Genomic DNA, 25,690 nt, shown 5'->3' on the forward strand with positions numbered 1-25,690 from the left:
GATAAATAGCACTTTATTTACATTGATGGTAATAGTATAATCAAAAGAGTTAAATACTATAAATACACGGAATTTTTAATTATAAGAAAATTTAGATTTAACAGAAGGTTAGAAGTTGTTATATAGTTTCATATAATTTATTTATAGAAATTATAGTATTACAACTGATAGCTATTAGATTAAAATTTTGTAAATATGTAATAAGGAAGATAAATTAATAATGTTTGAAATAATAGTATCAATAATAGTAGTATGTTGTATTATATATCTATTTAAAGGAGAATTTTTTAGACGAAAAGCAGTTGTTACAGTTGTTGAAAATTTACCATTAGATATATTTAAGAAGAAGGATAAAAATAAGAATAAAGAAGTTAAAGAATATAAGGATGAAAATAGTAAAGAATCAAAAAATAATAAAGAAATAGAAACTGTAAAAGTAGAAGATTCTTATAATGAAGAAGAAAAAGTATATGAAAATACTGTTCAAATAGAAGATGAAGATATTTCAGAAGAAGTAGAGATTAGTGAGTATGATAATAAGATTGAAGATTTAATAAGTATAGATATAATAGATGAAAATCAAAATAATATTAATGAGAAAAGTACATATATAGGTGAAATTAAAATAGATATTGATGAAAAAAAAGAAGAAAATATTGAAAGTTATATAAATGCCGAAGAAATAGATGAAGATACAGATATATTAACGGAAGAAACTCTAATAACAGTATACTGGACTCCAAAAGGAAAGAGTTATCATATGAGTAGTACATGTAGAACACTTTCAAGAAGTAAAGTAATAAATAGTGGTACTCTACAGGAGTGTGATCGTCAATATGCCTGTGAGCATTGTAAATAGACTATTGCAAACTATAGTGAAGTTAAAAAATTAATTACAAATATTTTCACTACAATATTATAATAAATTTTTCTATATGGCTATTTTAGCAATAATTAAGGATATTAGTATAAAAGTTAATGTCCTTGCTATATTTTATATAGTGTTTGTAGCAAGAACATTAACTTTAAGAATGTTATATAATAATTTTTTTATTAACTTTAGACAAGAATAAAGTTAAGAGTGTTTGTAGAGATATTTCATATTGCTGAAAATATTTGAGATAGTTTTAAGTGTATTAGGAATAAATTCTTTTTCTTTATAGTTAGGGTTATTTATAACTTCTATATTAACTATTTTCTTTGTTCTGCCAGCTAACCTATTATTAATATTGCGTAAGTATATTTTTGGATAGTGAAGGTTAGGAGCAAGTTTAAGTAGCTTTTTAAAGTTAATCTTTGCATTGTTTAAGTCATTAGTATAGTAGTAGCAAAGTGCATATCTATATAAGAAATTTTCGTTATTAGTAAAAAGGCAACCAGATATAGAATTAGCTTCTTTTTCTAAATAATAAAGAGCTTCTTTATATTGTTTTACATCAACTAATAAAATAGCTAAATTAATAGAACATAAAAAATTATTAGAATCTAGTGCTAGTCCTTTTTTATAATAGTTTATAGCATCATAAGTTAAATTCATATAAGAAAAGTAATCACCATATAATCTAAATAATTCACAGTCTTCTGTATAAATATTATGAGCTAAATCTAAATACTTTAATGCATCTTTAGATTTGGAATCAATTAAATTTGATGCTAAAGTACGATTTTCAAGATATATTTCTAAGAGATCATTAGGTACATTAGCTAAATATTTATAGCTAGGTGCATTAATCTTTTTTGATTCTGTAAATATAAAATTAATGTTTATTTTAGGATAGAGTGTGATAAGTTCATTATAGCGTTCGTTCCAATTAAATTGCTTTTGAAGTAACTTTAAAACTTCGGTAGGAATATATTTATGTTTTTCTAAAAATAATAGTAATTCATTTTCCAAAATATAAAATAATTTAGAGTCATTCATATGGTTGTTAATAAAGTTTTCCCAAATATTTAATGAAGTTCTAAGATTAAAATTACTGTATATTTCCTCTAGATTATTAATAAATAGTGCAATTTGACTATCGATATATTTTTCATATGAAGGTCTTACAATTGGCGCGACTTTAGTGTTTGAATTATTTTCTTTTATATTTTTTATATAGTTATTTAATGATGTATCTTTAGGGTTTAGTTTTAATAAAATTTTAAATAACCTTTCAGATTTATCGTAATCAAAAGAATAATAATAGCTATAGGCTAAGTCGTATAATGACGATATATCTAAGTCGTTTCTAATATTAGCTAAGTATTTCTCTAAGTAAATAACGGCATTAGAATATTGTTTACAGCTATAAAGAATATGACCATACTTTGAAAGACAGTATAAATCATTTTTATTGATATCAAGTGCTTCTTTAAAATAACGTAATGCACTTATAAAATCCTTTTTTTCATAATAATAACTTCCTAATAATTTTAATAAATCAAAATCAAATTTATAAAGAGAATAGGCTGCAATTAGATTTTTATAACTTTCTTTTATGTTTGAATCTTTAAAATAGATATATGCTTTTTCTCTTAATGATAAATACTCTTCTACAATTTCTGGATTAATATTTGAAAGATATTTATAAGATATAGGTAATGGATTTGAAATTGTATTTAAAAGTAAGTCTATAGAATTTTTATTATATAGAGAATAAAGATAATTTTTCCTTTCAGTCCAATTAAATTTTTTGTTGAGAAAAACATATATTTTATTTGGTATATATCTGTGAGTTATTAAAAAGTTAATAAACTTATTTTCTAAAATAGCAAATGTATTTTCATCATCAAAACTGATGTTATTTAATATTAACATCCAATTCTTTTCATTAAATCTAAGAGAACTATCAGAATAAATATAATTAAGTCTAGAAAAAATATCAGAGATATTATCTATGTGAGTATTATCATTACAATAGTTAGTTATGTAATTTAATATATTAGAATTGTTAGTTTTAGTTATACCACCAGCGATATCTTGAATAGATGAATTAGCTAATGTTACAGCTTTATCATATGCAACTTTAAGCATTTGTTTTTTTGAAGGTTTATTTTTCAACAGATTATCATATGTTTCATTTATTCTTTTTACATCTTTTGTAGGAGCTATTCCAAGTATTGACCAACAATTCATATTTAACACCTCTCTTTTTGTAATTTATATGATATATTATAACATTTTTGTATAAATAAGGAATAAAAAAGATTAGACATTTTGTACATATAATGAATATAAAAGTGTGGTATTTTACAAAAAGCATACTTAAAGTGTGTTTAAAGATGAGGTAAAATGAAAAAAAATAGAATAAAATGTTAAAATAATTAATAAAAAATATACTTAAAAAAGATAATTTTAAGAAAAATAGAAATATAAAAATAGAAATATATTGATAGATAAATATTTATAATAAAAAAAGTCGCTATTTTGCGACTCTTTTTATTATCTTGATCTCATTTTTGTAGCTTGTTGTCTAGCCTTCTTTATTTGGCTGTGATCGAATGGATGAAGGTCTTTTCTAGTGCTTAAGTTTGCGATGTTAGAAGCCATAATAACTTCTGAATTAGCTTTACCTTTTTCACCTTTAATACCCATGATAATTACTTTGTGACCTTGATTAATATCTATAAATTCAGGCTTTTTAAACCATCTATTTCTCTTATATTCACATTTAGCTATTTGCTTACCTGCATCAGATTTAACAACTAACCAAACATGTAATCTATTAAAAATACCTAGAAAACTTTTAGTTTCACTTTTTACTGATAAGACTGTACCAGAAACACTTGTCATTCTATCTCCGTATTTTTCCATGTATGCATCAGAGTAATATTTCGTCATTTTATCTTTGAAACCCATTGCAAAAACTCCTTTAATTATAAATTATACTATGTAAACAACAATCATATATTATGTATTATATCATAAAAAATGTATATATAAAACAAAAAAATATAAGTAATGTGATAAGTAAGAATAAAAAGATATTTTTTTAAAATGACCATAATATATTAAATTGTAAATAGAAATGAAGTATAATTAGATTATGGAAATGGTAAAAAAAGTAAAATAGAAAGAGAGGAGGGAAAAATCATGGGTAATAATATTATTAATGAGATTTCTAAGGAAAATCTTTTAACTATAGTTAAAAATATTAGGGATAAAGGTGGAAGATTAGTCGCTATAAATGGATATGTAAATAAAGAAAAAACTAATATTGTAGTGTATACATTAGAATATGATGATGTTCGAGGGCAGTATCGAATAATCGGAGAAGATAGAATACCAACATTAACTAATATATATAAGGGTGCACAATGGTTTGAAGAAGAAATACAAGAGATGATGCCAGTAAAATTTGATGGACTTGAATTTAGTGGAAGATTATTTTTGCCGGAAGAGTTTAAGAATGGAGAAGGACAAATACTTATTATGACGTTAGAAGAATTAAAGAAATTGAAAGATAAATAAAGGGGGTAAAAAAGTGAGTTATATTTTACCGTTAGGACCTTATCATCCTGCATTGGAAGAACCGGTTCATGTAAAACTACTTACAGAGGGAGAGATTATAAAAGATTCTGAAGTATTTATAGGATATAACCATAGAGGAATAGAGAAATTAACAGAGTCTAGAAATTATATTCAAACAATAACTTTAGTAGAGAGAGTATGTGGAATTTGTTCACACTCTCATGCCATGACATATTGTTTAGCTGTAGAAAATATTGCAGGAATGGAAGTTCCCAAAAGAGGAAGTTATATAAGAGTAATAATAAGTGAATTGGAGAGATTACATTCACATTATTTATGGTTAGGATTAGCTGCTCATATAATTGCTTTTGATTCATTATTTATGATGTGTTTTGCATCAAGGGAAAAGATAATGGATATGTTAGAAGTTATATCAGGTAATAGAGTAAATTATGCTATGAATATAGTAGGGGGAGCTAGAAGAGATATTACCAAAGAACAAAAAGATACGGTATTAAAAATGATAGAAGAATTAAGAAGAGAATATAAAAATATTTATAATGTATATGCTAAAGATTCAAGTATAGCAGCAAGAACAAAGGGAGTTGGAATCTTAACAACTGATGATGCATTAAATTATGGGGCTTGTGGACCACATGGAAGAGCATCAGGAGTAAATTTTGATGTAAGGAAAAGTATGCCATATAACTGTTATGAAGATTTTGATTTTAATGTAGCTTTAGCAAATGATGGAGATGTTTTCTCTAGGGCTGTGATTAGATTAATTGAAATAGAAGAAAGCTGCAAGATTATTGAGCAAGCACTTAAGAATATGCCAGAAGGTCCTATTAATTTAGGCAATAAAATACCTAAAGTTCCAGCAGGGGAGTATATAGCAGTTACAGAAGCACCAAGAGGAGAAGTAACTTATTATGTAGTATCCAATGGTGGACAAACCAATGGAAGAGTTAATATTCATGTACCAACCTTTAAGAATGCAATGACTGTTCCTGTTATGCTCAAAAATAATACAATTGCAGATGCTGGACTTATAGTTGCTAGTATAGATCCATGTTTTTCATGTTTGGATAGGTAATAAATCATGCATGAATTAGCTGTAACACAATCTATACTAAAGATATGTATAGATGAAGGCGAAAAGTATAATGTTAAAAGAATAAAAAAGTTAAATATAAAGGTTGGAGAATTAACTGATTTAGTTCCAAGTTGTATATCATACTATTTTAAAATAGTTGCAAAAGATACAATTGCAGAAGAAGCGGAAATTAATATAGAGAAAATAAAGGTTGCTATAACTTGTAATAAATGTGGATACAAAGGTGAACTTGGAGAAAATAATTATGTATGTCCTAAATGTAAAGGTAATAACTATAAAATAATTAAAGGAAGAGAGTTTTATTTAGATACCATGGAGGTTGATTAAGATGGAAATAAAAGTTGTGAGACAAATATTAGAGTGGAATGAAGATTGTCATAAAGAAGTACAAGAAGAACTAAGAGAAAAATCAGTATCAATGATAAATATAGTGGGATCGCCAGGTGCAGGAAAGACAACATTTATATTAAATTTGATAAATGAATTAAAAAAATATGATAAAAAAGTAGGTGTAATTGAAGGGGATATTGAGGGGACTATAGATGCTAAAAGAATAAAAGGGGAGGGAATTCCTGTAGTTCAGCTTAATACTCAAGGTGCTTGTCATATTGAAGCTATGTCTATTAAGCATATTATTGGTGAATTTGACTTAGATGATTTAGATTTGGTTATAGTGGAGAATATAGGGAATTTAGTGTGTCCGGCTGAATTTGATATTGGAGAAGTTTTAAAAATAGCGTTATTAAGTGTTCCAGAGGGCGATGATAAGGTTGTTAAATATCCTTTAATGTTTTCAAAAGCTGATGCAGTAGTAATTACAAAATATGATATGATTAAATATTTTAAATTTGATGACAATGAAGTTGAAAAGCAAACACTTCTTAGAAATCCATATTCTAAAATATTTAAAGTGGACTCATTAAAAGAAGGGGGAACTAAAAAATTTATAAATTGGCTATTAAAAAAAATATAAAAGAGAAGGTGGATATTTAATGAAAAAAGGTACAGCATTTATCTCGACCTTTATTTTGTCATATTTATTTTGGATTTTATTTTTAATGCAAGATTTTAATATATTTAAATTAGGTCATCAAGAACTTATAGTAGGTGCTATTGTAGCCATAGTAGTTAGTTGTTTTACAAGTTCATTTTTTGCACCACAAGATGGATTTTGGTTATTTAAAAATTTAAGAATAATTAATTTAATAATATTCATTCCAGTATACACATGGGAATTAATAAAAGCAAATTTCGTAGTTGCAATAAAAGCTTTAGCTCCAAAGTTAAATATTAATCCAGGAATAGTAAAAATAACAACTGATTTAAAGTCAGATTATGGTCTTGCAATGTTATCAAATTGTATAACTTTAACTCCTGGAACTATAACTATGGATATATATGAAGAAGAAGATAAAAATGCAATGTATATTCATTGGATTGATGTTGAAACTGAAGATACAGAAAGAGCATCAGAGATTATAAAGGGTAGGTTTGAATATTTTGTAAGGAGGCTTTTTAAATAATGAATATGAATCTTATATTTACAGTAGTATCCATAATTTTGGCCATCCTAGCGTTAGTTCTAATATATAGGGTATTTAAAGGGCCCACAGTAATAGATAGAGTATTAGCAGCAGATTCTATAGATATAATTTTAGGAGTAATAATGATTTTATTTGGAACAACTGAAGGAAGGGCAATGTTTTTAGACCTTGGATTAATAATTACTCTTTTAGGGTTTATAGGTACAGTTTTAATTTCTAAATATTTAGAGGGGGAATTGTGATGTCTGTGTTAGAAGTAATAGTTTGTATATTAATAATAATTGGGCTATTCTTCACTTTAGCAGGAGTTATTGGTGTAATTAGAATGCCTGATACTTTTTGTAGACTTCAATCAGCAACTAATATAGCGACTATGGGAGCTATGCCAATAGCTTTAGCTTGTAGCATTTATGGTTTTGGTAATTCTAATATATCTTTGGGGATAAAAGCATTAATTATCATGATATTTTTGCTTATAAGCAATCCAGTTGCAGCACATGCTATGTCAAGAGCAGCCTACAAAATAAAAGTCCCATTATGTGATAAAACAAAGGTTGATCATTATGGGAGGGATATAAATGAATAGTTTAAGTATTTTAAATACACTTATAGTAATTGGCTTAGTTATATCCGCTCTTTGTATATTTTTTTTAGATGATATATTGCATTGCATAATAGCTATGGTTGTTTTAGGTAGTTTTTTAGCATTAGAGTTTTTAATTCTAAAAGCTCCTGATGTTGCATTGGCAGAAGCAGCAGTTGGTGCAATATTAACACCAGTAATATTCATTGTAACAATGAATAAAGTTAAAGATAAGAAGGTAAAGGAGGAAAAGAAATGAAAAAGAAAATAACTTATTTAATACTTTTTCTGGTTTTTGCAATATTTTCCTATACGGCCTTTAAGATGGGATCAGAGCCAGAACATTTTGGTGATGCATCTCAAATAATAATAAATGAAACTATGACAGAGACTGGTGCTATAAACACAGTAACAGCAACAGTATTTGATTTTAGGGGATATGATACATTAGGAGAATCAATAGTTTTATTTACAGCGATTTGTGGTGTTGCTGCAGTATTAAGAGTTTCTAAAAAGGCAGAGGAGGAAAGATAATATGAGAAAAAGAAGAGATTCAATTCTTATGTCTTGTACAAATTTGGTATTACCAATTTTGCTTACATTAGGACTTTATATAATAATACATGGACATTTATCACCAGGAGGCGGATTCCAAGGTGGTGTGTTAATAGCAGGTGCAATTTCCACTATTTATATTGGATATGGATCTAAAGGTATAAATAAAGGAATAAAGGAGAATACATTTAAAGTCGCTGAAGATATAGGAGCATTAGGATTCATAATTTTAGCTTTTATAGGATTATTAAGTTCTGGAGTTTTCTTTGGAAATATATTGGAAAAGGGTATTCCGGGAAATTTGTTTTCATCAGGAAGTATATTCTTAATGAATTTTGCAGTAGGCTTTAAGGTTTTTGCTGGTGTTTCTTTTTTAATACTAATTATGTTGGCAAATTTAAAGAAAAAGGAGGGCGAGTAAATGACAATTAACTATATAGGAGCTTTTCTTTTAATATCAATTGGTATTGCCATAATTGTATTAAAGAAAAACTTAATAAAAATTGTAATTGGAATGGGAATAGTAGATTCAGGGATTAATTTGTTGTTAATTTCAATTGGATATAGAACAAATGGGACTGCACCAATATTTAGTGATAATAGTACATTTTTTGTTGATCCTATTCCACAAGCATTAACTCTTACCTCCATAGTAATAGGGGCCTGCGTTACAGCATTAGCACTATCTATAGTAATAAAAATAAAAGAGCATTATGGAAGTATAGAAAGTGATGATATAAGGAGGATTAGAGGATGAGTAAAGAGTTTATTAATAATCTTCCAATAATAGCAATAATGACGCCCTTTATACTAGCTTTTGTATTAGGAATTTTTAAAGATAAGTATTTAAGACTTAAAAAAATTTTAGCAGTATCAGCTATTTTTATATCTTTTATATGTGTATTACTTTTAGTTAAACCTGTACTAGTTGATGGGAATAATATAGTAACCTGGATGGGAAATTGGAGACCTATAAATGGAAAGGCTTATGGTATAGCCCTTGAAATAGATTCTCTAGGTATATTTTTAGGACTTATAATCACTGGAGCGTGTTTGTTGTCTTCAATATTTTCTTTAAAATATATGAGCAAGGATAACGGTCTAGAAAAATATTATGTATTATTTTTATTATTAACTTCAAGTATGATAGGATTTGTATTTACTGGTGATTTATTTAATATGTACGTAATGCTTGAAATAATGACATTTGCAGCAATAGCATTGACTGCATTTAGAAATTATAAATATAAGTCTGTAGAAGCTGCTTTTAAGTATATTGTAACAGGATCACTGGGATCATCATTAATTTTACTTGGAACTTGCTTAATATATAGTGAAACTAAAACATTAAATTTAGCAGAAATAGCAGTTTTAATAAAAATGGAAGGTGAAATAACTCCTATAATGATAGTGGCATTTTCACTTATGATAGTTGGATATGCTGTAAAGGCATTTATGGTACCATGTCATACTTGGCCAGCAGATGCGCATATGGCGGCTCCATCATCAGTTTCAATGATACTTTCAGGTGTAATGAGTAAAACAGGTGTATATGCAATAATAAGGCTTGTATTTATGGTATTTGGATTAGCAAGTAATGAACCTATTGGCTATCTAATATTAGCATGGGGAATTATAACTATGGTAATAGGTGTCTCAATGGCCTTATTGCAACATGATTTTAAGAGGCTTTTAGCATTCCATTCAGTTTCACAAATTGGATATATAATAACAGCCTTTGGAATAGCAATTATAGAAAGTGGTGAAATTGCAGTATTAGCAATGACTGGTGGAGTTTATCATATGATAAACCATGCAATATTTAAAGGATTATTATTTTTAATTGCAGGAGCAATACTATATACTACAGGAACTACAGACTTAGATTCGGTGTCAGGGCTAGGAAAAAGAATGCCTTTTACTATGACTATGTTTATGTTTGGTGCAGCAGCAATCAGTGGCATACCGTTATTTAGCGGCTTTGCATCAAAGTGGATGATTTATGAAGCAGGATTTAGTGGGAATTTAGGAATAGTTTCAATAATAGCAGTAGTAGTTTCAGCTCTTACTTTGGCATCTTTTATAAAGGTTGGAATTAGTGCATTTTTTGGACCATCAAGAGAAGAACATACTGAAATTAATGAAGTTCCGCTTTCAATGAGAATTCCAATGGGAATATTAGCATTAGGAACAGTAGTGTTTGGAGTTTTCCCTAAGTTTATTATAAATAATTTAATAACACCTGTTATTAAGAGTATTTTTAATATAGGAGGATATGTTAATTCAGCACTAGGAAATAGATATGATGAATTATTTAGCAATGAAGTTATTAAGGATATAAACTTTTCAACTAATGGTATATATGAGCCAACTAATTTTTTAGTTCTATTTATAATACTAACTTTAGGTGTTTTAGTATTTGTTACTTTTAAGGGCGAAAATTCAGGAAAGGAAATTGATGAATTTAAAAATAATAATTTTGATATGAGTATATTTAAAAAGTACAGAGAAATTGCTAAAGATGGTACAAACTATAGCAAAGCACCTTTTACTGAGGGATGTAAATATGATATTTACGTTGGAGGAGAAAAGGGAGAGGATGTTAAAATTCAAAGCAATGATTTGTTTTGGGCAATGAAGCATCAGTTAAAGGGATACTTTAATAGTATTAGGCAGGCGCATAATGGTAGTGTAAATGAGTATTCTTTATGGATAGTAGCTACTTTGGTAGTAGTAATAGTAGTTACGTTTATAGTTTTATAGGAGGTGGGAAATATGGAATATTTAAATAAATTAATATATTTACTTGTATTTCCAGGCTTCATTTTTACAGTTATTGTAGGATTATTTTTAGCAGGACTAGATAGAAAAATTGTGGCTAGGATGCAGAGAAGAAGAGGACCTAAACTTACTCAACCTTTTTATGATTTTGTGAAACTTATGGGGAAAGATACTATTATTCCAAGAAATGCAAATAAAATAGTATTTAAAATAGCACCAATAATAGCATTGGTGAGCATTTGTATAATTCCAGTATTACTACCTATTTATAATTGGACATTTATTGGTGGTACAGCAGATATAGTTGTAATAATATATTTATTAATAATTCCAGTTGTAGCGATGATTATAGGGGGAATGGCTTCAGGTTCACCTTTTGCATCTATTGGAGTATCAAGAGAAGTGGTTACAATGGTTTCTTATGAATTGCCACTTATAACTTGCATGCTTGCTGTTTGTAAAAAAGCTGGAATAATATTAGGACAAGGAACAACATACTCATTATCAGCTATAGCAAATGCACAACAAAGTACTAATAGTTTTATGTTTACTATATCATTATTTCCTGCAGCAATAGCTTTTTTAATGATTTTACCGGCAAAAGTAGGAGTAGCTCCCTTTGATGTAGCAGAGGCTGAAACAGAAATTTGTGAGGGACCACTTGCAGAATATAGTGGATTACATTTAGGTTTATTCAAGCTTACTCATAATATTAAGTTTTATGTAATGAGTGCATTATTTGTAGTACTATTTTTGGGGGGAATTGGTGTAAAAACAAATTCACTAGAATTAGATTTACTTATTAACACTTTAATATTATTAGTGCTTGTTACGATAATTTCATTACTGTGTTTATCAATAGTAAGAGGGCTTATGGGAAGATATAAAACACATCAAATGTTTAAGTTTTATTGGACTGTTCCAACTATACTAGCTTTATTAAGTTATGTATTAGTAAGTTTTAATCTATAGGGAGGCAAGAGCATATGTCAATAATTGAAAATGGAAGAAAAAAATCTCCTTGGATATATCATGTAAATACAGGTTCATGTAATGGATGTGATATTGAATTAGTTGCATTACTTGGACCAAGATATGATATTGAAAGATTTGGAGTTAAACTTGCAGGTTCTCCAAGGCATGCAGATATTGTTGTAGTGACAGGTCCAGTAACTTCACAATCAAGGGATAGAATGCTTAGAGTTTTAGCGCAAGTACCAGAACCAAAAGTTATAGTATCTATTGGTTCTTGTCCAGCATCATGTAATGTATTTAAAGGAAGTTATTCTGTTGATGGACCATTAGATAAATGGACTAATGTAGATATTACAGTTGCAGGGTGTGCTCCTAAGCCAGAAGCAATAGCAAAGGGAATATTAGAAGCGATAGAATTACTAAATAAGAAGAGAGAGGAATATGAATATGTTTAAACTTCCATACTTTTTAGAGGGAATTAGTAATATTTTTAAACCGGTATTAACTAATGAAGAATCATTGGATGATATGAAAGGAGTTGAAAATTATAGAGGTAAATTAAAGTTTAATGCAGATGTTTGTATTGGGTGTGGAATTTGTATGCGAGTATGTGCAGCTAATGCTATAACTAGAACAGTAGAAAAGATAGAGGGTGGACAAGAAATAACAATGTCATTTGATTTAACATCATGTACTTTTTGTGGGTTATGTAAAGATTTTTGTTCAAAGAAAGCAATTGATTTAACTGATGAAATTATAATGGTAGCTAATGAGAAAGAAGAATTGAGTATAGGTGGTAAATTTATAAAAAAACTTCCACCAAAGCCGCAAGCAAAGCAAAAGACTGTGATGGATAAAAAGGAAAATAATAAGGAAGTAGTTAAAAAAACTGAAAATGAAGAGAGAGTAAAGAAATAGAAATAAAGAGTTTGTATATGAAAATACAAACTCTTTATTTCTTGGATTAGATTTAGAAATTATAAATAAATTAAGGCTTATAGATAAAGTTTTACATATGTGTATAGAGAGATTATAAATAAAAACTTTCTATTTTAGTTTTTCTAGTAGTGCTATTAGTACTTACATAGTTATCTTCTATTTTTGTGAATTTAGCTGATTGCCAAAGACCGAAACATTTATCAAATTTATATAGTGTGTTATCTATTTCAACGATTGCATCATTATTTTTATTAAAACCTTTAAATTCAACTATTTGACCTTTGTTCTTAAGATATCTAAGAGCTTTTCCCAGCAATTCATCTGGATCGGGAATATTACGCTCCTCTAAAAATATTTGAAATGATTCTTTTGTATTTTTAATGTTATTTTCCACACCAAAACCCTCCTAACATTTTCCATATGTATTATTATTATATGTTACTTAGTAAAAATTTACAATAGATTTCAGAGGATTTTGTATTTTTAAATTGGAATCAATTCCAAATTTATAATATAACAAGATAATTAACCTTAATTTAATAATATTAAAGTTATATATTAGCAATTTATCACTAAAATAAAAAAGATATTTAAATTTTATGTAATTGTTAACAAAAAATATTGTTAAATTAATAAGTATAATTTATACTATAAAATGAAGATAAGAATTTATTAGTTAGTATATGAGGTTATTAGAATAATAACTAGCTAGTAGAAAAGTATAGGGGGAAGAAGTTATGATATATACATTGGAGAATAATAACATAAGAATAAGTGCAAGTTCTCACGGAGCTGAACTTCATAATATTACAGAAAAAGAAAGTAATATAGAATATCTTTGGAATGGTAATTCTAATTACTGGAGTTATCATGCCCCAGTTTTATTTCCAATAGTAGGTAAAGTAAAGGATGGAGTTTACAGAGTAGATGGCAGGGAGTATAAATTGCCACAACATGGTCTTGCAAGAGTTAGGGAATTTGAATTAATAGAAAAAACTGATAATAAATTGGTTTTTGAATTAACATATTCGGAAGAAACATTAGATATTTATCCATATAAATTTTCATTAAAAATAGAGTATACACTTTTAGAGAAGAGTGTTGTAACATCTTATATAGTAGAAAATAAAGATGATAAAGATATATATTTCCAGATAGGAGCACATCCAGCATTTATGTGTCCTATTCTTCCGGGAGAGATAATACAAGATTATTATTTTGAGTTTAATGAAAAAGAGGATTTACAACAAAAGGTAGTAGGTCCTGAAGGTTATATTAAACGTGAAAAAAAACCAGGTTTAAAAAATGAAAATATTATACCTTTAAGTTTTGATTTATTCAAAGATGATGCATTAGTATTTGAAAATTTAAAATCTAACAAAATAAGCATAAAGTCGAGAAATCATGATAAATATATAACTATGGACTTTACTGGTTTTCCATATATGGGATTATGGACAAAGGTAACGGGAGCACCTTTTGTTTGTATAGAACCATGGTATGGACATGCTGATTATGAAGATTTTAATGGTGAATTAAAAGATAAAGAAGGAATTCAAAAGTTAGCAGTTGGAGAAAAGTTTAACTCATCATATACACTAACGATAAAATAGTTATTAAGAGCCATTTTAAAGTAACGAAGTTATTTTAAGATGGCTTTATTTTTATATAAAGATTTAATAATTAATATTAAAGGAAGAAATTAAGATTATAAAATATAAGTTTAGTATTAGTGGTTAAAAAATAAGTTAATTTTAAAAATTAAGAAGTAATGTATAGCAGGATAAAAATAAAATTATATATTGATAGTATAAGGGAGTGATAAAGATGAAGATAGATTGGAGTCGTTTTAAAAATTATGGCTTATGGGTATCTATTTTTGCTCTAATTCCTCTTGTATTAAATGCATTTGGAGTAAAAGTTGTTCCAGAAGAATATAGCGAATTAACTAATGCAATTTTAGCTGTTTTAGTTGCAGCAGGAATAGTAAGTAATCCTACAACAGTAGCTAAATGGTATTTAGGTGATAAGAAACAAGAGACTGTGGATAAGGAACAAGATACTAACGAGGAAAAATAGTATATAGAAATTACTATTAAAAATTAAGTTATAAGCAAAAATTAGGTAAGGAGAAGAAAAATTACTACTCCGTACCTTTGTCTATATTTAAGTTATTTTTATATTCAACAATTGCAGAAAATAATGCATTTGCACAATTAGCTTGTCCTGATTTAGATGATAAATAGTGTTCATCAGAAATATTTGTTAAGAAACCTAGTTCTACAAGTGAAGAGGTAGCAGTATTTTTTTCTAATACAGCTAATTCTTCTCCATCAACATAAGCTTTAACATTTCTATTACTTGAATATCCTAAATCCACAAGTGATTGTTGAAGATATTGAGAGAGTAATAAGCTTTTTTCATCATTGGGGTTATACCATGTTTCTATTCCTTTGGTATCACTAGAATCAGAACTATAGTTACAATGTATAGAGATAAACAAATCAGCTTTAGATACTTTAGAAATATTAATTCTTTCTTTTAGACTATCGTTGGCAGAGTCAATCCAAGGAATAGAATCTGTTACACGAGTATAAACTACATTGAAACTACCCTCATTTTCTAATAATTTACCAAGCTCTAAGGCAACAGATAAAACAATATCCTTCTCAGCAGTTCCATTAACACCAATTGCACCATAATCCCAATCACCATGACCAGGATCTATACAAATAGTATAACGTGGTTCTTCTACAGCTTTTGGTATTGCTAAGTTGAAATTTACAGTTGGTTTTTTGCTGTTAGACATAATAGTTATTATAGGTAGTAGTGAAAAGAAAAATAAAGTAAGAGATATTGTACTTATAAGTAAAATAAACTTACGTTTTCTTTTTTTTCTATAAAGCAATTGTCTTTTGTAATTTAAATCAAATCCTTTTTTTTCTATGAATAACACCCCATTTCCTTAAGTATTTATTTTGAGATACTATCTATATAAAGTATAAACAAAATAAGAGTAAATGTAAATAAATGGAAATTGTCGAAGTGGAATTATTATAAAAATTTTTTTAAAAAATTTTTTATTTTTAAGGAACATTTTTATGTTTAGTATAGTCTAATGGAATGAAACAAAAAATAACATAAGCAAAATATATAAAGTGAGGTTATAAAAATGAAGAAATTATTAGTTAGTGCTTTAATTGCAATAATGGTAGGTGCAACATTAACTGGTTGTGGAAATAAAAATGTAGGAAATGGTTCTTCAGTTGAACAAGCATCTTCAGTATCAGCAAAAGAAGTTGTTGAAAAGTTAGGTGAAGAGGGATACGTAAGAATGCCAGCAGAAATAGATGATACTATGGCAAATGAAATTTATCATTTAAATTTAGATGATGTAGAAGACTATGGAATATTAGAAACTCAAATTTCACCAGGGCCAGGATTTATTATGGTTGTTAAAGCAAAGGATGGAAAAGTTGATGCTGTAAAAGCTTCAGTTGAACAAGTTTTACAAGATAAAATAGGAAGTGCGTTCTATCCAGAGGAACAGGAAGTTGCTGAAAATGCTAAAGTTGAAGTAAATGGAAATTTAGTTTCATTATTTATAGTTAATAGTCAAGTTTCTTCTGATGCTGAAGCTAAATATGCAGAATTAATTAAATAATACTAAAATAAAAAATTACTATTGGGATTACCAATAGTAATTTTTTATTTTTCCGCATTTTACACAAGTGAATTTTTGATAAAAACCACCATTGAAGCATAAGTTTTTAATTTTTTCACAGTTATACTTATGAAGGCAAAAGATAGTTTTTTTATTTAACATATTGAAATACTCCTTTAGAAATATATTAATTTTAAAACAATACCTTAAATAGTATTGCTTAAAAGTAATAAAAATATTAGTTAAATAAAAAAATATAGAATATAAACTTTAATAAAGAATAAACTAAGTTAACACATCTTTTTAGATATAAAACTTTTATTTACCATTCACCAGGATAAGCTAATATGTTAACAGTAACATATTGTCTCCCCCAAGATACACACTCATCATAAGAGTTAAGATATAAATCTACAATATATCCATTTATGGCACTACCAGTATCAGAAGCAATGGCTTCCCCATAACCAGGTATATAAACTTTAGACCCTAGAGGAATTATTGATGGATCAACAGCAATTGTACTAAGACCATTAGGGTTACGAGTAGGTTTTAATCCCATAGCAGTATAATCACCACCAGTATAAGCTGTAGCTTCCATTGTATAAGTAGCTTTATATGGACTTATATTATTTTCTGATACTTCTGTATTATTTGATATAGAAGTATCAGTATTCTCATCTATAGCTCTATTTACATTTTCCTCTGTTTGAGAGTTATCGATATTTTTATTCAGTTCATAATTATTAACATCTTGTAATATATTTTCAAATGTAGGAACTATAGTTTGTGTTGAAGTATTTTTAACAGTATTATCTATAGAGTTATCTAGTAAAATATTTGAATTAGTGATGCTAGATAATTCTTTAGATAAATCTGATTTATTATCATTAATTTTAATATAATTTGAATTAACAACTTTATTATTTGAATCTATTAACATGCTTGCACTAGCACAAAATTCATTTATACCTAAAATTGATATAGCTAACGAAGTTGTTAATGAAATAATTTTCTTAAACAGAAAAAACACCTCCAAAATTATTAAATTTAATTCCTCCGTCTGCAAATAGGTTATACTATAAGAAAAAATAACTGTCAAATTTTCATGGAATAAAAATACAAGTGAAAATCAAGCCAAAAAATAAATTCTAAAATTAACCAAATCTATATAAGGCTACAAAATATAATAGCTGAGATGATATAAAAAGATTTAAAAGATTTAAAGTGATTAGGATAAATATAACAAGTTTTCCTGTATAAATATAAAATTGTTAATGAAAAAAATATAGACAAAATATAATAAGGTGTTCTATTAAATTTAAAAATGAAGAAGTAGTATTTTAAATGAAAATTATTGAAAAAAAGTGTTAATAGTTACGATGTAATTTTTATATAATTAACTAAGAGAAATAATTTTTAAATATTAAATATAGGGAGGAGTAGTATGGCGGCAATTTCTTATAAATGTCCTAATTGTGGAGCTGAGATTAAATTTGACCCGATTTCACAAAAAGGAAAATGTGAATTCTGTTTGAGTGAATTTAATATAGAAGAAATAGAAGAACTTCATGATATAAAAAAAGAACATATAACAGAAGAAGATTTAGAAGAAGTTTATAATAATCAATTAGATGATATAGAAAAGAAAGCCTCACTATATTTATGCCCAAGGTGTGGAGCTGAAATCATAGCTGATAATAATACAACAACCACTTTTTGCTGCTATTGTCATGGTCCTATAGTAATGAGTGATAAGTTTACTGGAGATTTTAAACCATCTAAAATAATTCCTTTTAAAATTGATAAAGATACGGCAATAGAGGAATTTATAAAGTGGAGTAAAAGTAAATGGTTTTTATCTAGAGAATTTACATCATATAAGCAATTGGAAAAGATAACGGGTATATATATTCCATTTTGGTTAATTAACTCATCTGTTACAGGGCAATTAAGTGCTAGAGGAAAGAAAATTACAGTGTGGACAAGTGGAGATTATAAGTATGTAAAAACTGATGTTTATGATATTTATAGGGAAGCTGATTTGAATTTTAAAAATGTTCCACATAATGCATCTAATAAAATGAATGATAAGGTAATGGAGGCTATAGAACCCTATAATTACAGTGATTTAAAAGAATTTTCAATAGCATATTTACCGGGATTTATTTCGGAAAAGTATGATATGAAAAAGGAAGAAGTTTTACCAATGATTGAAGATAGAATTAAGAAAGGAACTAATGAAATTTTAAATGAATCTATAACTGGGTATTCTTCTACAGAAATGAGAGAAAGTCATATTAGTTTTAATAAAACAAAGTGTAATTATGCTCTATTACCAGTATGGATGATGACTTATAGTACAGATAAAAAAGAATATATTTTTGTAATGAATGGACAAGACGGTAAAGTTTTTGGAACTTTACCTATTTCAAAGCAGAAATTAGCACTATTATTTATAACTGTATTTTGTATAGTATTTCTAGCTGTGTTTCTAGGAGGGATGATTTTATGAAGTGCTTAAAAAGAAGTATATTATTTTTATTAAGTTTGTTAATATTTATAATTTCATTTCAAGTTTCAGCATTAGCTGTAGCATCTCCAATAGTAGATAATGCAGGGTTACTTTCTGATTTGGAAAAGGAAGAGCTAGTAAGTAGTATAAATGAATTCAAGGAAGATTATAAAATTGATTTAGCTATTGTAACTAGTGATGGATTAGGTGGAAAAGATGCTCAAAGCTTTGCCGATGACTTTTACGAAGAAAACAATTATGGAATTGGAAAAGAATATAGTGGAGTATTGCTACTTATTGATATGCAAGAAAGAGATATTTGCATATCAACAGAAGGACAGGCTTTGAATTATTTTGATGATAATAGATTAGATTCAATAATTGAAGATGTTAGTAAATATTTAAGTAATGAGCAGTATTTAGATGGATTTAAAATATTTATGACGGATATTAAATACTATATGGATTTAGGAACTGTAGAGAATCAACAGTTATACAGTGAAAACACTAATGTAATAAAAGTACTAATTATTGCATTAATAGTTGGTATTATAGCAGCAACAATTGCCTGTTTAATAGTAGTATTTTCATATAAATCACCAAAAGCGACATCAAGTATAAATTATGTTGATAGAGATTCAATAAAATTTAATAAAAAGAAGGATATATTTATAAATACCTATACTACTAGGAGTAAGATTGAAAAAAATAATGATAATGGTGGAAAGACTACGGTTCATAAATCAAGTTCAGGAAGAACTCATGGGGGACGTACAGGAAAATTTTAAAAATAATAAATTAAATAAATAATAATCAAAATATATTGTGGAATACAAGAGTATTGTTAGAAGCAAAATATTTTGATTTTTTATTTTCATTATAAGTAATAAAATAAGAAAATATTGTTAGTATAATTTGATTAATGAATTTAAATAAATTATACTGAATTTATATTAATTACAATAATGTGAGGAGTGATTGTTTGTTTGGATATGTAACTCCACTTAAACCAGAGTTAAAAATAAGAGAATATGAATTCTTTAGAAGTTATTATTGTGGTGTTTGTATGCATATAAAAGAGAATTTTGGAAATCTACCGAGATTAACTTTAAATTATGATATGACTTTTTTAGGATTATTATTAGATGGTTTACATAAGGAGTCTCCACAAATAAAATTTCAAAGATGTATGGCTCACCCTTTAAAAAATAAACCTATGATTATAAGCAATAAGTCATTAGAGTACACAGCAGCTATGAATGTATCTTTAGTTTATTATAAGTTATTAGATGATGTAAATGACGATAAAAGTTTAAAAAGTAAGGTTGAAAGTTTAATGTTATCGCCATATAAAAGAAAATTTAACAGAAATGTTACTAAAGTTAATGATATAATAGAAGAAAATTTAAATGAATTATCTAGATTAGAAAAGAATAAGAATTTTAATTCTATTGATGAGATTTCACATCCTTTTGCTTTAATAGTAGCCAAAATATTAGAAATGTATCCAGAAAATTTTGAGGATGATTCTGAAAATTTAAGATATGAGTTATATAACTTAGGATATGCCCTTGGAAAATGGATTTATTTAATAGATGCAATGGATGATTTAAAAGAAGATATAGAAAAGAAAAAATTTAATCCTATAAATTTTTTATACAATAAAAATAACAAGAGTTATGAAGAATTATTAATAGAAATTAAACCAAGGATGGAATTTACTATTCTTAATTGTGGATATAATTGTAGAGAGTCTTTAGATAAGTTACCTTTAAAGAGAAATAGGGAAATACTCGAAAATATAATAAGTCTTGGAATGATGGATAAGTATGAAAAGATAATAAATAATTGTAATTGTAAGGAAAAGAAAAGAACTAATTAAGATAAATTTAAGTTTTGTGGATTAGAATAGTGGTTAAAGGATAAAAAGGAGTTGTTAAAAATGAATCCATATGAGGTATTAGGAGTAAAGCCAGGAGCTTCACAAGAAGAAATAAAATCAGCATACAGAAAATTAGTAAAACAATATCATCCAGATCAATATGTAGATAACCCATTAAAGGATTTAGCACAAGAAAAGCTTGTTGAAGTAAACAAGGCTTATGAAATGCTAAAAAATAACGGTGGAAGTGGAAGCTATACATCATCATCAAATGGATATAATTCAAATAATAATGAATCTAATACATATAGTAATAACACAGCAATTTATTCAGAAATAAGAAGTTTAATTCAAATGAGAAATATTTCGGTTGCAGAAAGTAAATTAAATTCAATAAGAGATAGGGATGCTGAATGGTATTATTTATATGGAACAGTGATGATGGCAAAGGGATGGTTTGAATCAGCATATAACAACATTCAAAGAGCATGCTCTATGGATCCTAATAATTTTGAATATAGGCAAGCGTTAAGCCAACTACAAGCTAGAACTAGAGGATATAGTCAACCATACAGAACATCTCAAAGTGGTATGGATACATGCGATTGCTGTATGAATTTATGGTGTCTAGATTCAATGTGTGAATGTATGGGAGGAGACCTTATAGGATGCTGTTAAAGTATTGAGCATAAATTTAAATGTGGGGTGAAATGAAGTGAAGGCAAAGGACATATCACTTGGTGGAATATTAGTTGCGCTAACAAGTATAATTTTATATAGTGCATCAATTTTACCTATAAGTACATTAACCATATTAACAATTGCTTCAGCAATAATACCAGTATGTATTATAAGAAGTAATGTTAAAACATCAATATTTGTTTATATTTCATCTAGTTTAATTGCTTTTTTCTTAGTGCCAATTAATATTGGATTACTATATTTTATTTTCTTTGGAGTATATGGAATAATAAAATATTTTATAGAGAGAATGAGAAAAGAAAATATAGAAATAATATTAAAATTATTATTTTTTAATATAGCTTTTTTAATAGGATTTATAATAATGCAAAATATTCTAGGAATAAATATAGTAGCTGGATTAGAAACATTAGTTTCAAAGTTTGTTGATACTTCTACAAGTTTAATAGCTAGTATTGTTTTATGGATAGTTGCTCAACCTATATTTTTAATTTATGATTATGCAATGACCATGATAATTACATTTTATTTAGAAAGAATACACAAAGTAAGTAAATAATACGAAAAATAAGACTAAATTTTTAATTTAGTCTTATTTTTTTATAAATTAATCGAAAAATATTTCTAATATAACAAAAAAATACTTAAAAATGGTATAATATTCAAGACGTAATATTCAATGAAGACAAATGAGGGGAACAATATGAAGAAAAATAACAAAAGAACATTATTATTAGTATTATTATTTATTATGATATTTCAATATATTGGCATAGAGGTTTCAGCTACTATAAAAATGAATATTAACGGTTTTAAAAATATAACTATAGATGATGGATTATCACAAAGTACAGTTTATTCTTTATGTCAAGATAGTGAAGGTTATATGTGGATTGGAACAGGAGAGGGATTAAATAAATATAATGGACATGAATTTGAGGTATATAAAAGTAGTAAGAAAGATAAGGAGACTTTATCTGGGAACCTTATTATTGATATAAAAGAGGATTTCAATGGAGATATATGGGTTGGAACGGCTACTGGATTAAATAGAATAGATAAGAAAAGTAATAAAATTATAAGATACATATCTAATATTGATGGGTGTAATCTTTCTAATAATAGAATAAGAAATATATTAATAGCTAAAAATGGAGATATATTTGTAGCAACATATAATGGATTAAATAAATATAATAGAAAAAATGATAATTTTATTAGAATATATGATGAGGATGAAAATGGATTAAGTAATCAAAAGGTATATACAATTACAGAAGATATATATGGTGATTATTGGGTAGGAACGTCAAATGGATTAAATAAAATAGATAAAAAAAATAACAAAGTAATACATTATTTTAAAAATGAGCAAGATAGTAATACAATAAGTGGTAATTATATATATAAATTATATGCAGATGATAAAGGATATTTATGGGTTGGTACATATTATGGAGGTTTAAATAGAATTAATATATCAACAGGAAAAATTGATAGATATATGCATAGTGAAGAAGCAACAAGTATTCCAGGTTTAGTAATAACAGATATACTACGTGACTCTAGGGGAAATATATGGGTAAGTACAGAAGGGGGAGTTGCTAAGTTTGATAAAGAAAGTGAGACATTTAAAACTTGGAAGTATGAAAGAGGAAATAAATCAAGCATATTAAGCGATGAAGTAAAGGTATTATGTGAAGATAGGTTAGGAATGATATGGATTGGAAGTACGTTAGGCATAAGTATATTTAATCCTAATAATAATTTTATAAATTATAGAAATAATGTTTTAGATGATAATTCATTAAGTGATAACCACATATCTGGAATATATGAAGATAATGATGAGATGTTGTGGATTGGTACAGTTTTTAATGGTGTTAATATATTAGATAGAAAAAATAATACGGTTATAAGATTAGATTATAAAAAAGATTATGAAGGAGAAATTATAATTAGTAATAATCTTATTAGAGATATAGTTGGATATGAGAATAATATATGGATAGCAACACAACATGGATTAAATAAATATAATAAAAATACTAATACAATAGAAATGTTTGGAGATGAGGATGGATTAGTAAATAATGATGTGTTGTCCTTATGTATAGATGATTTAGGTCAGTTATGGATAGGAACTGTAGAGGGATTATGTAGTTATGATGAAGAAAATGGATTTAAAAGCTATAATAATGATTTGAAATCTTTAGGATTAAATAAATTATCTATAAGAGATATTTATCAAGATAATGATGGAGAAATATGGTTTGTAGTAGCGAATGAAAATAAATTAGTACGATATAAAAATGGAAAGTTTAGTATATATAGTTTAGAAGATGAAAGCTACAATATTATTATGACTATAAGTTCTAATGTAGAAAATATAATATGGATAGGAACAGATTGTGGCTTAGTAAAAATAAATAAAAAAACAGGTAAATATGATATATTTACAGAGGAAGATGGTTTAGCTAATAATTTTATATATGGAATTTTGTTTGATGAATTTGGAAATCCATGGATTAGTACTAATTATGGGTTAAGTAAATTTGATTTAATAAAAAATGAATTTATAAATTTTAATTATACTGATGGAATTCAATCAAACGAGTTTAATGAATATTCATATTACAAAAGTAAAAGCGGAGAGATGTTTTTTGGGGGAATACAGGGGGTAACCTCTTTTTATCCTAATGATATAAAAGTAACCTCTAATATACCTAAAGTACAAATTCAAAGTATAGAAAGTGCAAATAATAAATTAGAATTAAGTGAAAATATAAAATTAAAATATAATGAAAATCAAATAAGATTCGAATTTTTTATGCCTGATTATTCAACACCAAATAAGATTCAATATTCTTATAAATTAGAAGGGTTAGATAAAGAAGAAGTCAATTTAGGAAATAAGAATTATGTAAGTTATACTAACCTATATCCAGGAGAGTATACATTTAAAGTTAAAGGAAGAAATGGGAATGGAGAGTGGAGTGAAGTTACATCTATAGCAATAAAAGTAGGAACTGCTCCATGGAAAACACCTTTTGCATATCTTATATACGGATTAGTGACAGTTATTTTAGTATATATAGTATGGAATAGAGTAAAAATACTTGATAATATGGTTAAGCAAAGAAGTTTAGAATTAAATAAAAAGTTAATTGAAAATCAAGAATTATATAAAAGATTATTAAAGGATGAAAAATATAAAAATAATTATTTTATAAATTTATCTCATGAGCTTAGAACTCCATTAAATTTAATAGTATCTACTCAGCAATTAATAGATAAGCTCAATGAAAATAATGAAAATATTCCAAAGGATAAGATTAGAGATTATATGAAAACTATAAAAAGAAACTCTAATAGGCTTCTTACTTTAATAGATAATATAATATATACATCTAAAATTGATGCAGGAAACTATAAGTTAAATATAAAGGAAAATGATATAGTATATTTAGTTGAAGAAATTTCATTATCAATGAAGGAGTATATAGAAAGTAAAGGTATAGAATTAGTTATAGATCCTGAAGTAGAAGAAAAATTAATAGAGTGTGATGGATCAGATATTGAAAGGGTAATATTAAACTTATTATCAAATGCTGTAAAATTTACAAAAGAAGGCGGAAAAATAGAAATTAAGATATATGATTTAAACAATAAAGTTAAGATTGTTGTTAAAGATAATGGAATAGGTATAGCTAAAGATAGACAAAAAGCAATTTTTAATAGGTTTGATCAAGCATATGCTACTACTTCAGAAGAATATGGAGGAAGTGGACTAGGATTAACATTAAGCAAACAATTAATAGAGCTCCATAAAGGTAGTATAGAGGTAGAAAGTAATATAGGACAAGGTAGTGAATTTACTATAGTATTACCGGTTAATCAGTAAAATTTGATTATAAATAAAAATACAAGTAAAAATCCAGTAGATAAAGGGAGAGCAGATAGATTTGTGTAAAAAACAA

29 protein-coding genes and 1 pseudogene are annotated in these 25,690 nt (G+C 26.8%); 25 read left to right on the plus strand and 5 right to left on the minus strand.

What is annotated here, in order from left to right; all coding sequences use genetic code 11:
- Positions 1–220 precede the first annotated feature (220 nt).
- Positions 221–859, plus strand: a complete 639-nt coding sequence (locus HMPREF0216_RS16115) for a hypothetical protein (RefSeq protein WP_005210152.1) — start codon at positions 221–223, stop codon at positions 857–859.
- 216 nt (positions 860–1,075) lie between these two features.
- On the opposite strand, the gene HMPREF0216_RS01115 is transcribed toward HMPREF0216_RS16115, so the two are convergent.
- Together HMPREF0216_RS01115 and HMPREF0216_RS01120 are read right to left on the minus strand one after the other, a co-directional pair.
- Complete coding sequence (locus HMPREF0216_RS01115) at positions 1,076–3,118, minus strand: tetratricopeptide repeat protein (protein WP_005210157.1); 2,043 nt, start codon at positions 3,116–3,118, stop codon at positions 1,076–1,078.
- 306 nt (positions 3,119–3,424) lie between these two features.
- Positions 3,425–3,841: a hypothetical protein gene (locus HMPREF0216_RS01120; protein WP_005210159.1), complete on the minus strand. Its 417-nt coding sequence runs from the start codon at positions 3,839–3,841 to the stop codon at positions 3,425–3,427.
- A gap of 234 nt (positions 3,842–4,075) precedes the next feature.
- Here HMPREF0216_RS01120 and HMPREF0216_RS01125 point away from each other — a divergent pair, with 234 nt between their 5' ends.
- The 15 genes from HMPREF0216_RS01125 to HMPREF0216_RS16125 are packed head-to-tail and all read left to right on the plus strand — an operon-like array spanning position 4,076 to position 12,926.
- A complete protein-coding gene (locus tag HMPREF0216_RS01125) occupies positions 4,076–4,453 on the plus strand; it encodes an NADH-quinone oxidoreductase subunit C (RefSeq protein WP_005210161.1) in 378 nt (125 codons plus the stop codon).
- A gap of 13 nt (positions 4,454–4,466) precedes the next feature.
- On the plus strand, positions 4,467–5,549 hold the full coding sequence (locus HMPREF0216_RS01130; RefSeq protein ID WP_005210163.1) for a hydrogenase large subunit: 1,083 nt from the start codon (positions 4,467–4,469) through the stop codon (positions 5,547–5,549).
- 6 nt (positions 5,550–5,555) lie between these two features.
- A complete protein-coding gene (gene hypA, locus HMPREF0216_RS01135; RefSeq protein ID WP_005210164.1) occupies positions 5,556–5,897 on the plus strand; it encodes a hydrogenase maturation nickel metallochaperone HypA in 342 nt (113 codons plus the stop codon).
- 1 nt (position 5,898) lies between these two features.
- On the plus strand, positions 5,899–6,543 hold the full coding sequence (gene hypB, locus HMPREF0216_RS01140) for a hydrogenase nickel incorporation protein HypB (protein ID WP_040418443.1): 645 nt from the start codon (positions 5,899–5,901) through the stop codon (positions 6,541–6,543).
- Between the two features lie 19 nt (positions 6,544–6,562).
- On the plus strand, positions 6,563–7,093 hold the full coding sequence (locus tag HMPREF0216_RS01145; RefSeq protein WP_005210167.1) for a Na+/H+ antiporter subunit E: 531 nt from the start codon (positions 6,563–6,565) through the stop codon (positions 7,091–7,093).
- A complete protein-coding gene (locus HMPREF0216_RS01150) occupies positions 7,093–7,356 on the plus strand; it encodes an MrpF/PhaF family protein (RefSeq protein WP_005210169.1) in 264 nt (87 codons plus the stop codon). Before HMPREF0216_RS01145 ends, HMPREF0216_RS01150 begins: the two co-directional genes overlap by 1 nt.
- Positions 7,356–7,700: a monovalent cation/H(+) antiporter subunit G gene (gene mnhG / locus HMPREF0216_RS01155; protein WP_005210170.1), complete on the plus strand. Its 345-nt coding sequence runs from the start codon at positions 7,356–7,358 to the stop codon at positions 7,698–7,700. Before HMPREF0216_RS01150 ends, mnhG begins: the two co-directional genes overlap by 1 nt.
- The gene (locus HMPREF0216_RS01160; RefSeq protein WP_005210172.1) at positions 7,693–7,956 is read left to right on the plus strand and encodes a hydrogenase subunit MbhD domain-containing protein; all 264 of its coding nucleotides are present in this window, start codon (positions 7,693–7,695) and stop codon (positions 7,954–7,956) included. Before mnhG ends, HMPREF0216_RS01160 begins: the two co-directional genes overlap by 8 nt.
- Positions 7,953–8,231, plus strand: a complete 279-nt coding sequence (gene mbhE / locus HMPREF0216_RS16120; RefSeq protein ID WP_005210175.1) for a hydrogen gas-evolving membrane-bound hydrogenase subunit E — start codon at positions 7,953–7,955, stop codon at positions 8,229–8,231. Before HMPREF0216_RS01160 ends, mbhE begins: the two co-directional genes overlap by 4 nt.
- Position 8,232: 1 nt before the next feature.
- Positions 8,233–8,673, plus strand: a complete 441-nt coding sequence (locus HMPREF0216_RS01170) for an MnhB domain-containing protein (protein WP_005210178.1) — start codon at positions 8,233–8,235, stop codon at positions 8,671–8,673.
- Entirely contained in the window at positions 8,674–9,009 is a 336-nt protein-coding gene (locus HMPREF0216_RS01175) for a sodium:proton antiporter (RefSeq protein WP_005210180.1), read from the plus strand.
- Positions 9,006–11,015, plus strand: a complete 2,010-nt coding sequence (locus tag HMPREF0216_RS01180) for a proton-conducting transporter transmembrane domain-containing protein (protein WP_005210182.1) — start codon at positions 9,006–9,008, stop codon at positions 11,013–11,015. The genes HMPREF0216_RS01175 and HMPREF0216_RS01180 overlap by 4 nt, the downstream gene beginning before the upstream one ends.
- Positions 11,016–11,027: 12 nt before the next feature.
- Entirely contained in the window at positions 11,028–12,005 is a 978-nt protein-coding gene (locus tag HMPREF0216_RS01185; protein ID WP_005210185.1) for a respiratory chain complex I subunit 1 family protein, read from the plus strand.
- 14 nt (positions 12,006–12,019) lie between these two features.
- Positions 12,020–12,463: an NADH-quinone oxidoreductase subunit B family protein gene (locus HMPREF0216_RS01190; RefSeq protein WP_005210187.1), complete on the plus strand. Its 444-nt coding sequence runs from the start codon at positions 12,020–12,022 to the stop codon at positions 12,461–12,463.
- The gene (locus HMPREF0216_RS16125; RefSeq protein ID WP_005210188.1) at positions 12,450–12,926 is read left to right on the plus strand and encodes a 4Fe-4S binding protein; all 477 of its coding nucleotides are present in this window, start codon (positions 12,450–12,452) and stop codon (positions 12,924–12,926) included. The genes HMPREF0216_RS01190 and HMPREF0216_RS16125 overlap by 14 nt, the downstream gene beginning before the upstream one ends.
- Positions 12,927–13,038: 112 nt before the next feature.
- On the opposite strand, the gene HMPREF0216_RS01200 is transcribed toward HMPREF0216_RS16125, so the two are convergent.
- Positions 13,039–13,341, minus strand: coding sequence for a hypothetical protein (locus tag HMPREF0216_RS01200; RefSeq protein ID WP_005210190.1), 303 nt, complete (start codon positions 13,339–13,341; stop codon positions 13,039–13,041).
- A gap of 343 nt (positions 13,342–13,684) precedes the next feature.
- Here HMPREF0216_RS01200 and HMPREF0216_RS01205 point away from each other — a divergent pair, with 343 nt between their 5' ends.
- Together HMPREF0216_RS01205 and HMPREF0216_RS01210 are read left to right on the plus strand one after the other, a co-directional pair.
- Complete coding sequence (locus tag HMPREF0216_RS01205) at positions 13,685–14,560, plus strand: aldose 1-epimerase family protein (protein ID WP_005210192.1); 876 nt, start codon at positions 13,685–13,687, stop codon at positions 14,558–14,560.
- A 214-nt stretch (positions 14,561–14,774) separates the two neighbouring features.
- On the plus strand, positions 14,775–15,026 hold the full coding sequence (locus HMPREF0216_RS01210) for a phage holin family protein (RefSeq protein ID WP_005210194.1): 252 nt from the start codon (positions 14,775–14,777) through the stop codon (positions 15,024–15,026).
- A gap of 64 nt (positions 15,027–15,090) precedes the next feature.
- On the opposite strand, the gene HMPREF0216_RS01215 is transcribed toward HMPREF0216_RS01210, so the two are convergent.
- On the minus strand, positions 15,091–15,903 hold the full coding sequence (locus HMPREF0216_RS01215; protein ID WP_005210202.1) for an N-acetylmuramoyl-L-alanine amidase family protein: 813 nt from the start codon (positions 15,901–15,903) through the stop codon (positions 15,091–15,093).
- A 216-nt stretch (positions 15,904–16,119) separates the two neighbouring features.
- Between HMPREF0216_RS01215 and HMPREF0216_RS01220 the strand changes: the two genes are divergently transcribed.
- A complete protein-coding gene (locus HMPREF0216_RS01220; RefSeq protein ID WP_005210204.1) occupies positions 16,120–16,611 on the plus strand; it encodes a DUF4358 domain-containing protein in 492 nt (163 codons plus the stop codon).
- A 322-nt stretch (positions 16,612–16,933) separates the two neighbouring features.
- Here HMPREF0216_RS01220 and HMPREF0216_RS18040 read toward each other — a convergent pair.
- Positions 16,934–17,230 (minus strand): annotated as a pseudogene (locus HMPREF0216_RS18040) (3D domain-containing protein); the annotation flags it as partial.
- A gap of 828 nt (positions 17,231–18,058) precedes the next feature.
- Between HMPREF0216_RS18040 and HMPREF0216_RS01230 the strand changes: the two are divergent.
- The 6 genes from HMPREF0216_RS01230 (at position 18,059) to HMPREF0216_RS01255 (ending at position 25,614) form a co-directional block, all read left to right on the plus strand.
- Positions 18,059–19,126, plus strand: a complete 1,068-nt coding sequence (locus tag HMPREF0216_RS01230) for a TFIIB-type zinc ribbon-containing protein (RefSeq protein WP_005210210.1) — start codon at positions 18,059–18,061, stop codon at positions 19,124–19,126.
- Positions 19,123–19,914, plus strand: a complete 792-nt coding sequence (locus HMPREF0216_RS01235) for a TPM domain-containing protein (protein WP_005210211.1) — start codon at positions 19,123–19,125, stop codon at positions 19,912–19,914. The genes HMPREF0216_RS01230 and HMPREF0216_RS01235 overlap by 4 nt, the downstream gene beginning before the upstream one ends.
- A gap of 194 nt (positions 19,915–20,108) precedes the next feature.
- Positions 20,109–21,008 carry a DUF5685 family protein gene (locus tag HMPREF0216_RS01240; protein ID WP_040418445.1) on the plus strand — a complete coding sequence of 300 codons (900 nt, stop codon included), beginning with the start codon at positions 20,109–20,111 and terminating at the stop codon, positions 21,006–21,008.
- Between the two features lie 60 nt (positions 21,009–21,068).
- Positions 21,069–21,686 carry a J domain-containing protein gene (locus tag HMPREF0216_RS01245; RefSeq protein ID WP_005210215.1) on the plus strand — a complete coding sequence of 206 codons (618 nt, stop codon included), beginning with the start codon at positions 21,069–21,071 and terminating at the stop codon, positions 21,684–21,686.
- A gap of 37 nt (positions 21,687–21,723) precedes the next feature.
- Positions 21,724–22,269 (plus strand): DUF2232 domain-containing protein, encoded by a 546-nt coding sequence (locus HMPREF0216_RS01250; protein ID WP_005210218.1) that lies wholly within the window; start codon positions 21,724–21,726, stop codon positions 22,267–22,269.
- 144 nt (positions 22,270–22,413) lie between these two features.
- Complete coding sequence (locus HMPREF0216_RS01255; protein ID WP_040418447.1) at positions 22,414–25,614, plus strand: ligand-binding sensor domain-containing protein; 3,201 nt, start codon at positions 22,414–22,416, stop codon at positions 25,612–25,614.
- The last annotated feature ends 76 nt before the right edge of the window (positions 25,615–25,690 follow it).

The sequence above is a fragment of the Clostridium celatum DSM 1785 genome (assembly GCF_000320405.1).
Classification (GTDB): domain Bacteria; phylum Bacillota; class Clostridia; order Clostridiales; family Clostridiaceae; genus Clostridium; species Clostridium celatum.

Coding starts and splice junctions, on each gene's coding strand:
- HMPREF0216_RS01185 (WP_005210185.1), top strand. CDS start 11,028: ATGGAATATTTAAATAAATTAATATATTTACTTGTATTTCCAGGCTTC.
- HMPREF0216_RS01220 (WP_005210204.1), top strand. CDS start 16,120: ATGAAGAAATTATTAGTTAGTGCTTTAATTGCAATAATGGTAGGTGCA.
- HMPREF0216_RS01120 (WP_005210159.1), bottom strand. CDS start 3,841: ATGGGTTTCAAAGATAAAATGACGAAATATTACTCTGATGCATACATG.
- HMPREF0216_RS01150 (WP_005210169.1), top strand. CDS start 7,093: ATGAATATGAATCTTATATTTACAGTAGTATCCATAATTTTGGCCATC.
- HMPREF0216_RS01180 (WP_005210182.1), top strand. CDS start 9,006: ATGAGTAAAGAGTTTATTAATAATCTTCCAATAATAGCAATAATGACG.
- HMPREF0216_RS01230 (WP_005210210.1), top strand. CDS start 18,059: ATGGCGGCAATTTCTTATAAATGTCCTAATTGTGGAGCTGAGATTAAA.
- HMPREF0216_RS01190 (WP_005210187.1), top strand. CDS start 12,020: ATGTCAATAATTGAAAATGGAAGAAAAAAATCTCCTTGGATATATCAT.
- HMPREF0216_RS01160 (WP_005210172.1), top strand. CDS start 7,693: ATGAATAGTTTAAGTATTTTAAATACACTTATAGTAATTGGCTTAGTT.
- HMPREF0216_RS01175 (WP_005210180.1), top strand. CDS start 8,674: ATGACAATTAACTATATAGGAGCTTTTCTTTTAATATCAATTGGTATT.
- HMPREF0216_RS16115 (WP_005210152.1), top strand. CDS start 221: ATGTTTGAAATAATAGTATCAATAATAGTAGTATGTTGTATTATATAT.
- HMPREF0216_RS01125 (WP_005210161.1), top strand. CDS start 4,076: ATGGGTAATAATATTATTAATGAGATTTCTAAGGAAAATCTTTTAACT.
- HMPREF0216_RS01235 (WP_005210211.1), top strand. CDS start 19,123: ATGAAGTGCTTAAAAAGAAGTATATTATTTTTATTAAGTTTGTTAATA.
- HMPREF0216_RS16125 (WP_005210188.1), top strand. CDS start 12,450: ATGAATATGTTTAAACTTCCATACTTTTTAGAGGGAATTAGTAATATT.
- HMPREF0216_RS01145 (WP_005210167.1), top strand. CDS start 6,563: ATGAAAAAAGGTACAGCATTTATCTCGACCTTTATTTTGTCATATTTA.
- HMPREF0216_RS01205 (WP_005210192.1), top strand. CDS start 13,685: ATGATATATACATTGGAGAATAATAACATAAGAATAAGTGCAAGTTCT.
- HMPREF0216_RS01115 (WP_005210157.1), bottom strand. CDS start 3,118: ATGAATTGTTGGTCAATACTTGGAATAGCTCCTACAAAAGATGTAAAA.
- mbhE (WP_005210175.1), top strand. CDS start 7,953: ATGAAAAAGAAAATAACTTATTTAATACTTTTTCTGGTTTTTGCAATA.
- HMPREF0216_RS01255 (WP_040418447.1), top strand. CDS start 22,414: ATGAAGAAAAATAACAAAAGAACATTATTATTAGTATTATTATTTATT.
- hypA (WP_005210164.1), top strand. CDS start 5,556: ATGCATGAATTAGCTGTAACACAATCTATACTAAAGATATGTATAGAT.
- mnhG (WP_005210170.1), top strand. CDS start 7,356: ATGTCTGTGTTAGAAGTAATAGTTTGTATATTAATAATAATTGGGCTA.
- hypB (WP_040418443.1), top strand. CDS start 5,899: ATGGAAATAAAAGTTGTGAGACAAATATTAGAGTGGAATGAAGATTGT.
- HMPREF0216_RS01245 (WP_005210215.1), top strand. CDS start 21,069: ATGAATCCATATGAGGTATTAGGAGTAAAGCCAGGAGCTTCACAAGAA.
- HMPREF0216_RS01170 (WP_005210178.1), top strand. CDS start 8,233: ATGAGAAAAAGAAGAGATTCAATTCTTATGTCTTGTACAAATTTGGTA.
- HMPREF0216_RS01210 (WP_005210194.1), top strand. CDS start 14,775: ATGAAGATAGATTGGAGTCGTTTTAAAAATTATGGCTTATGGGTATCT.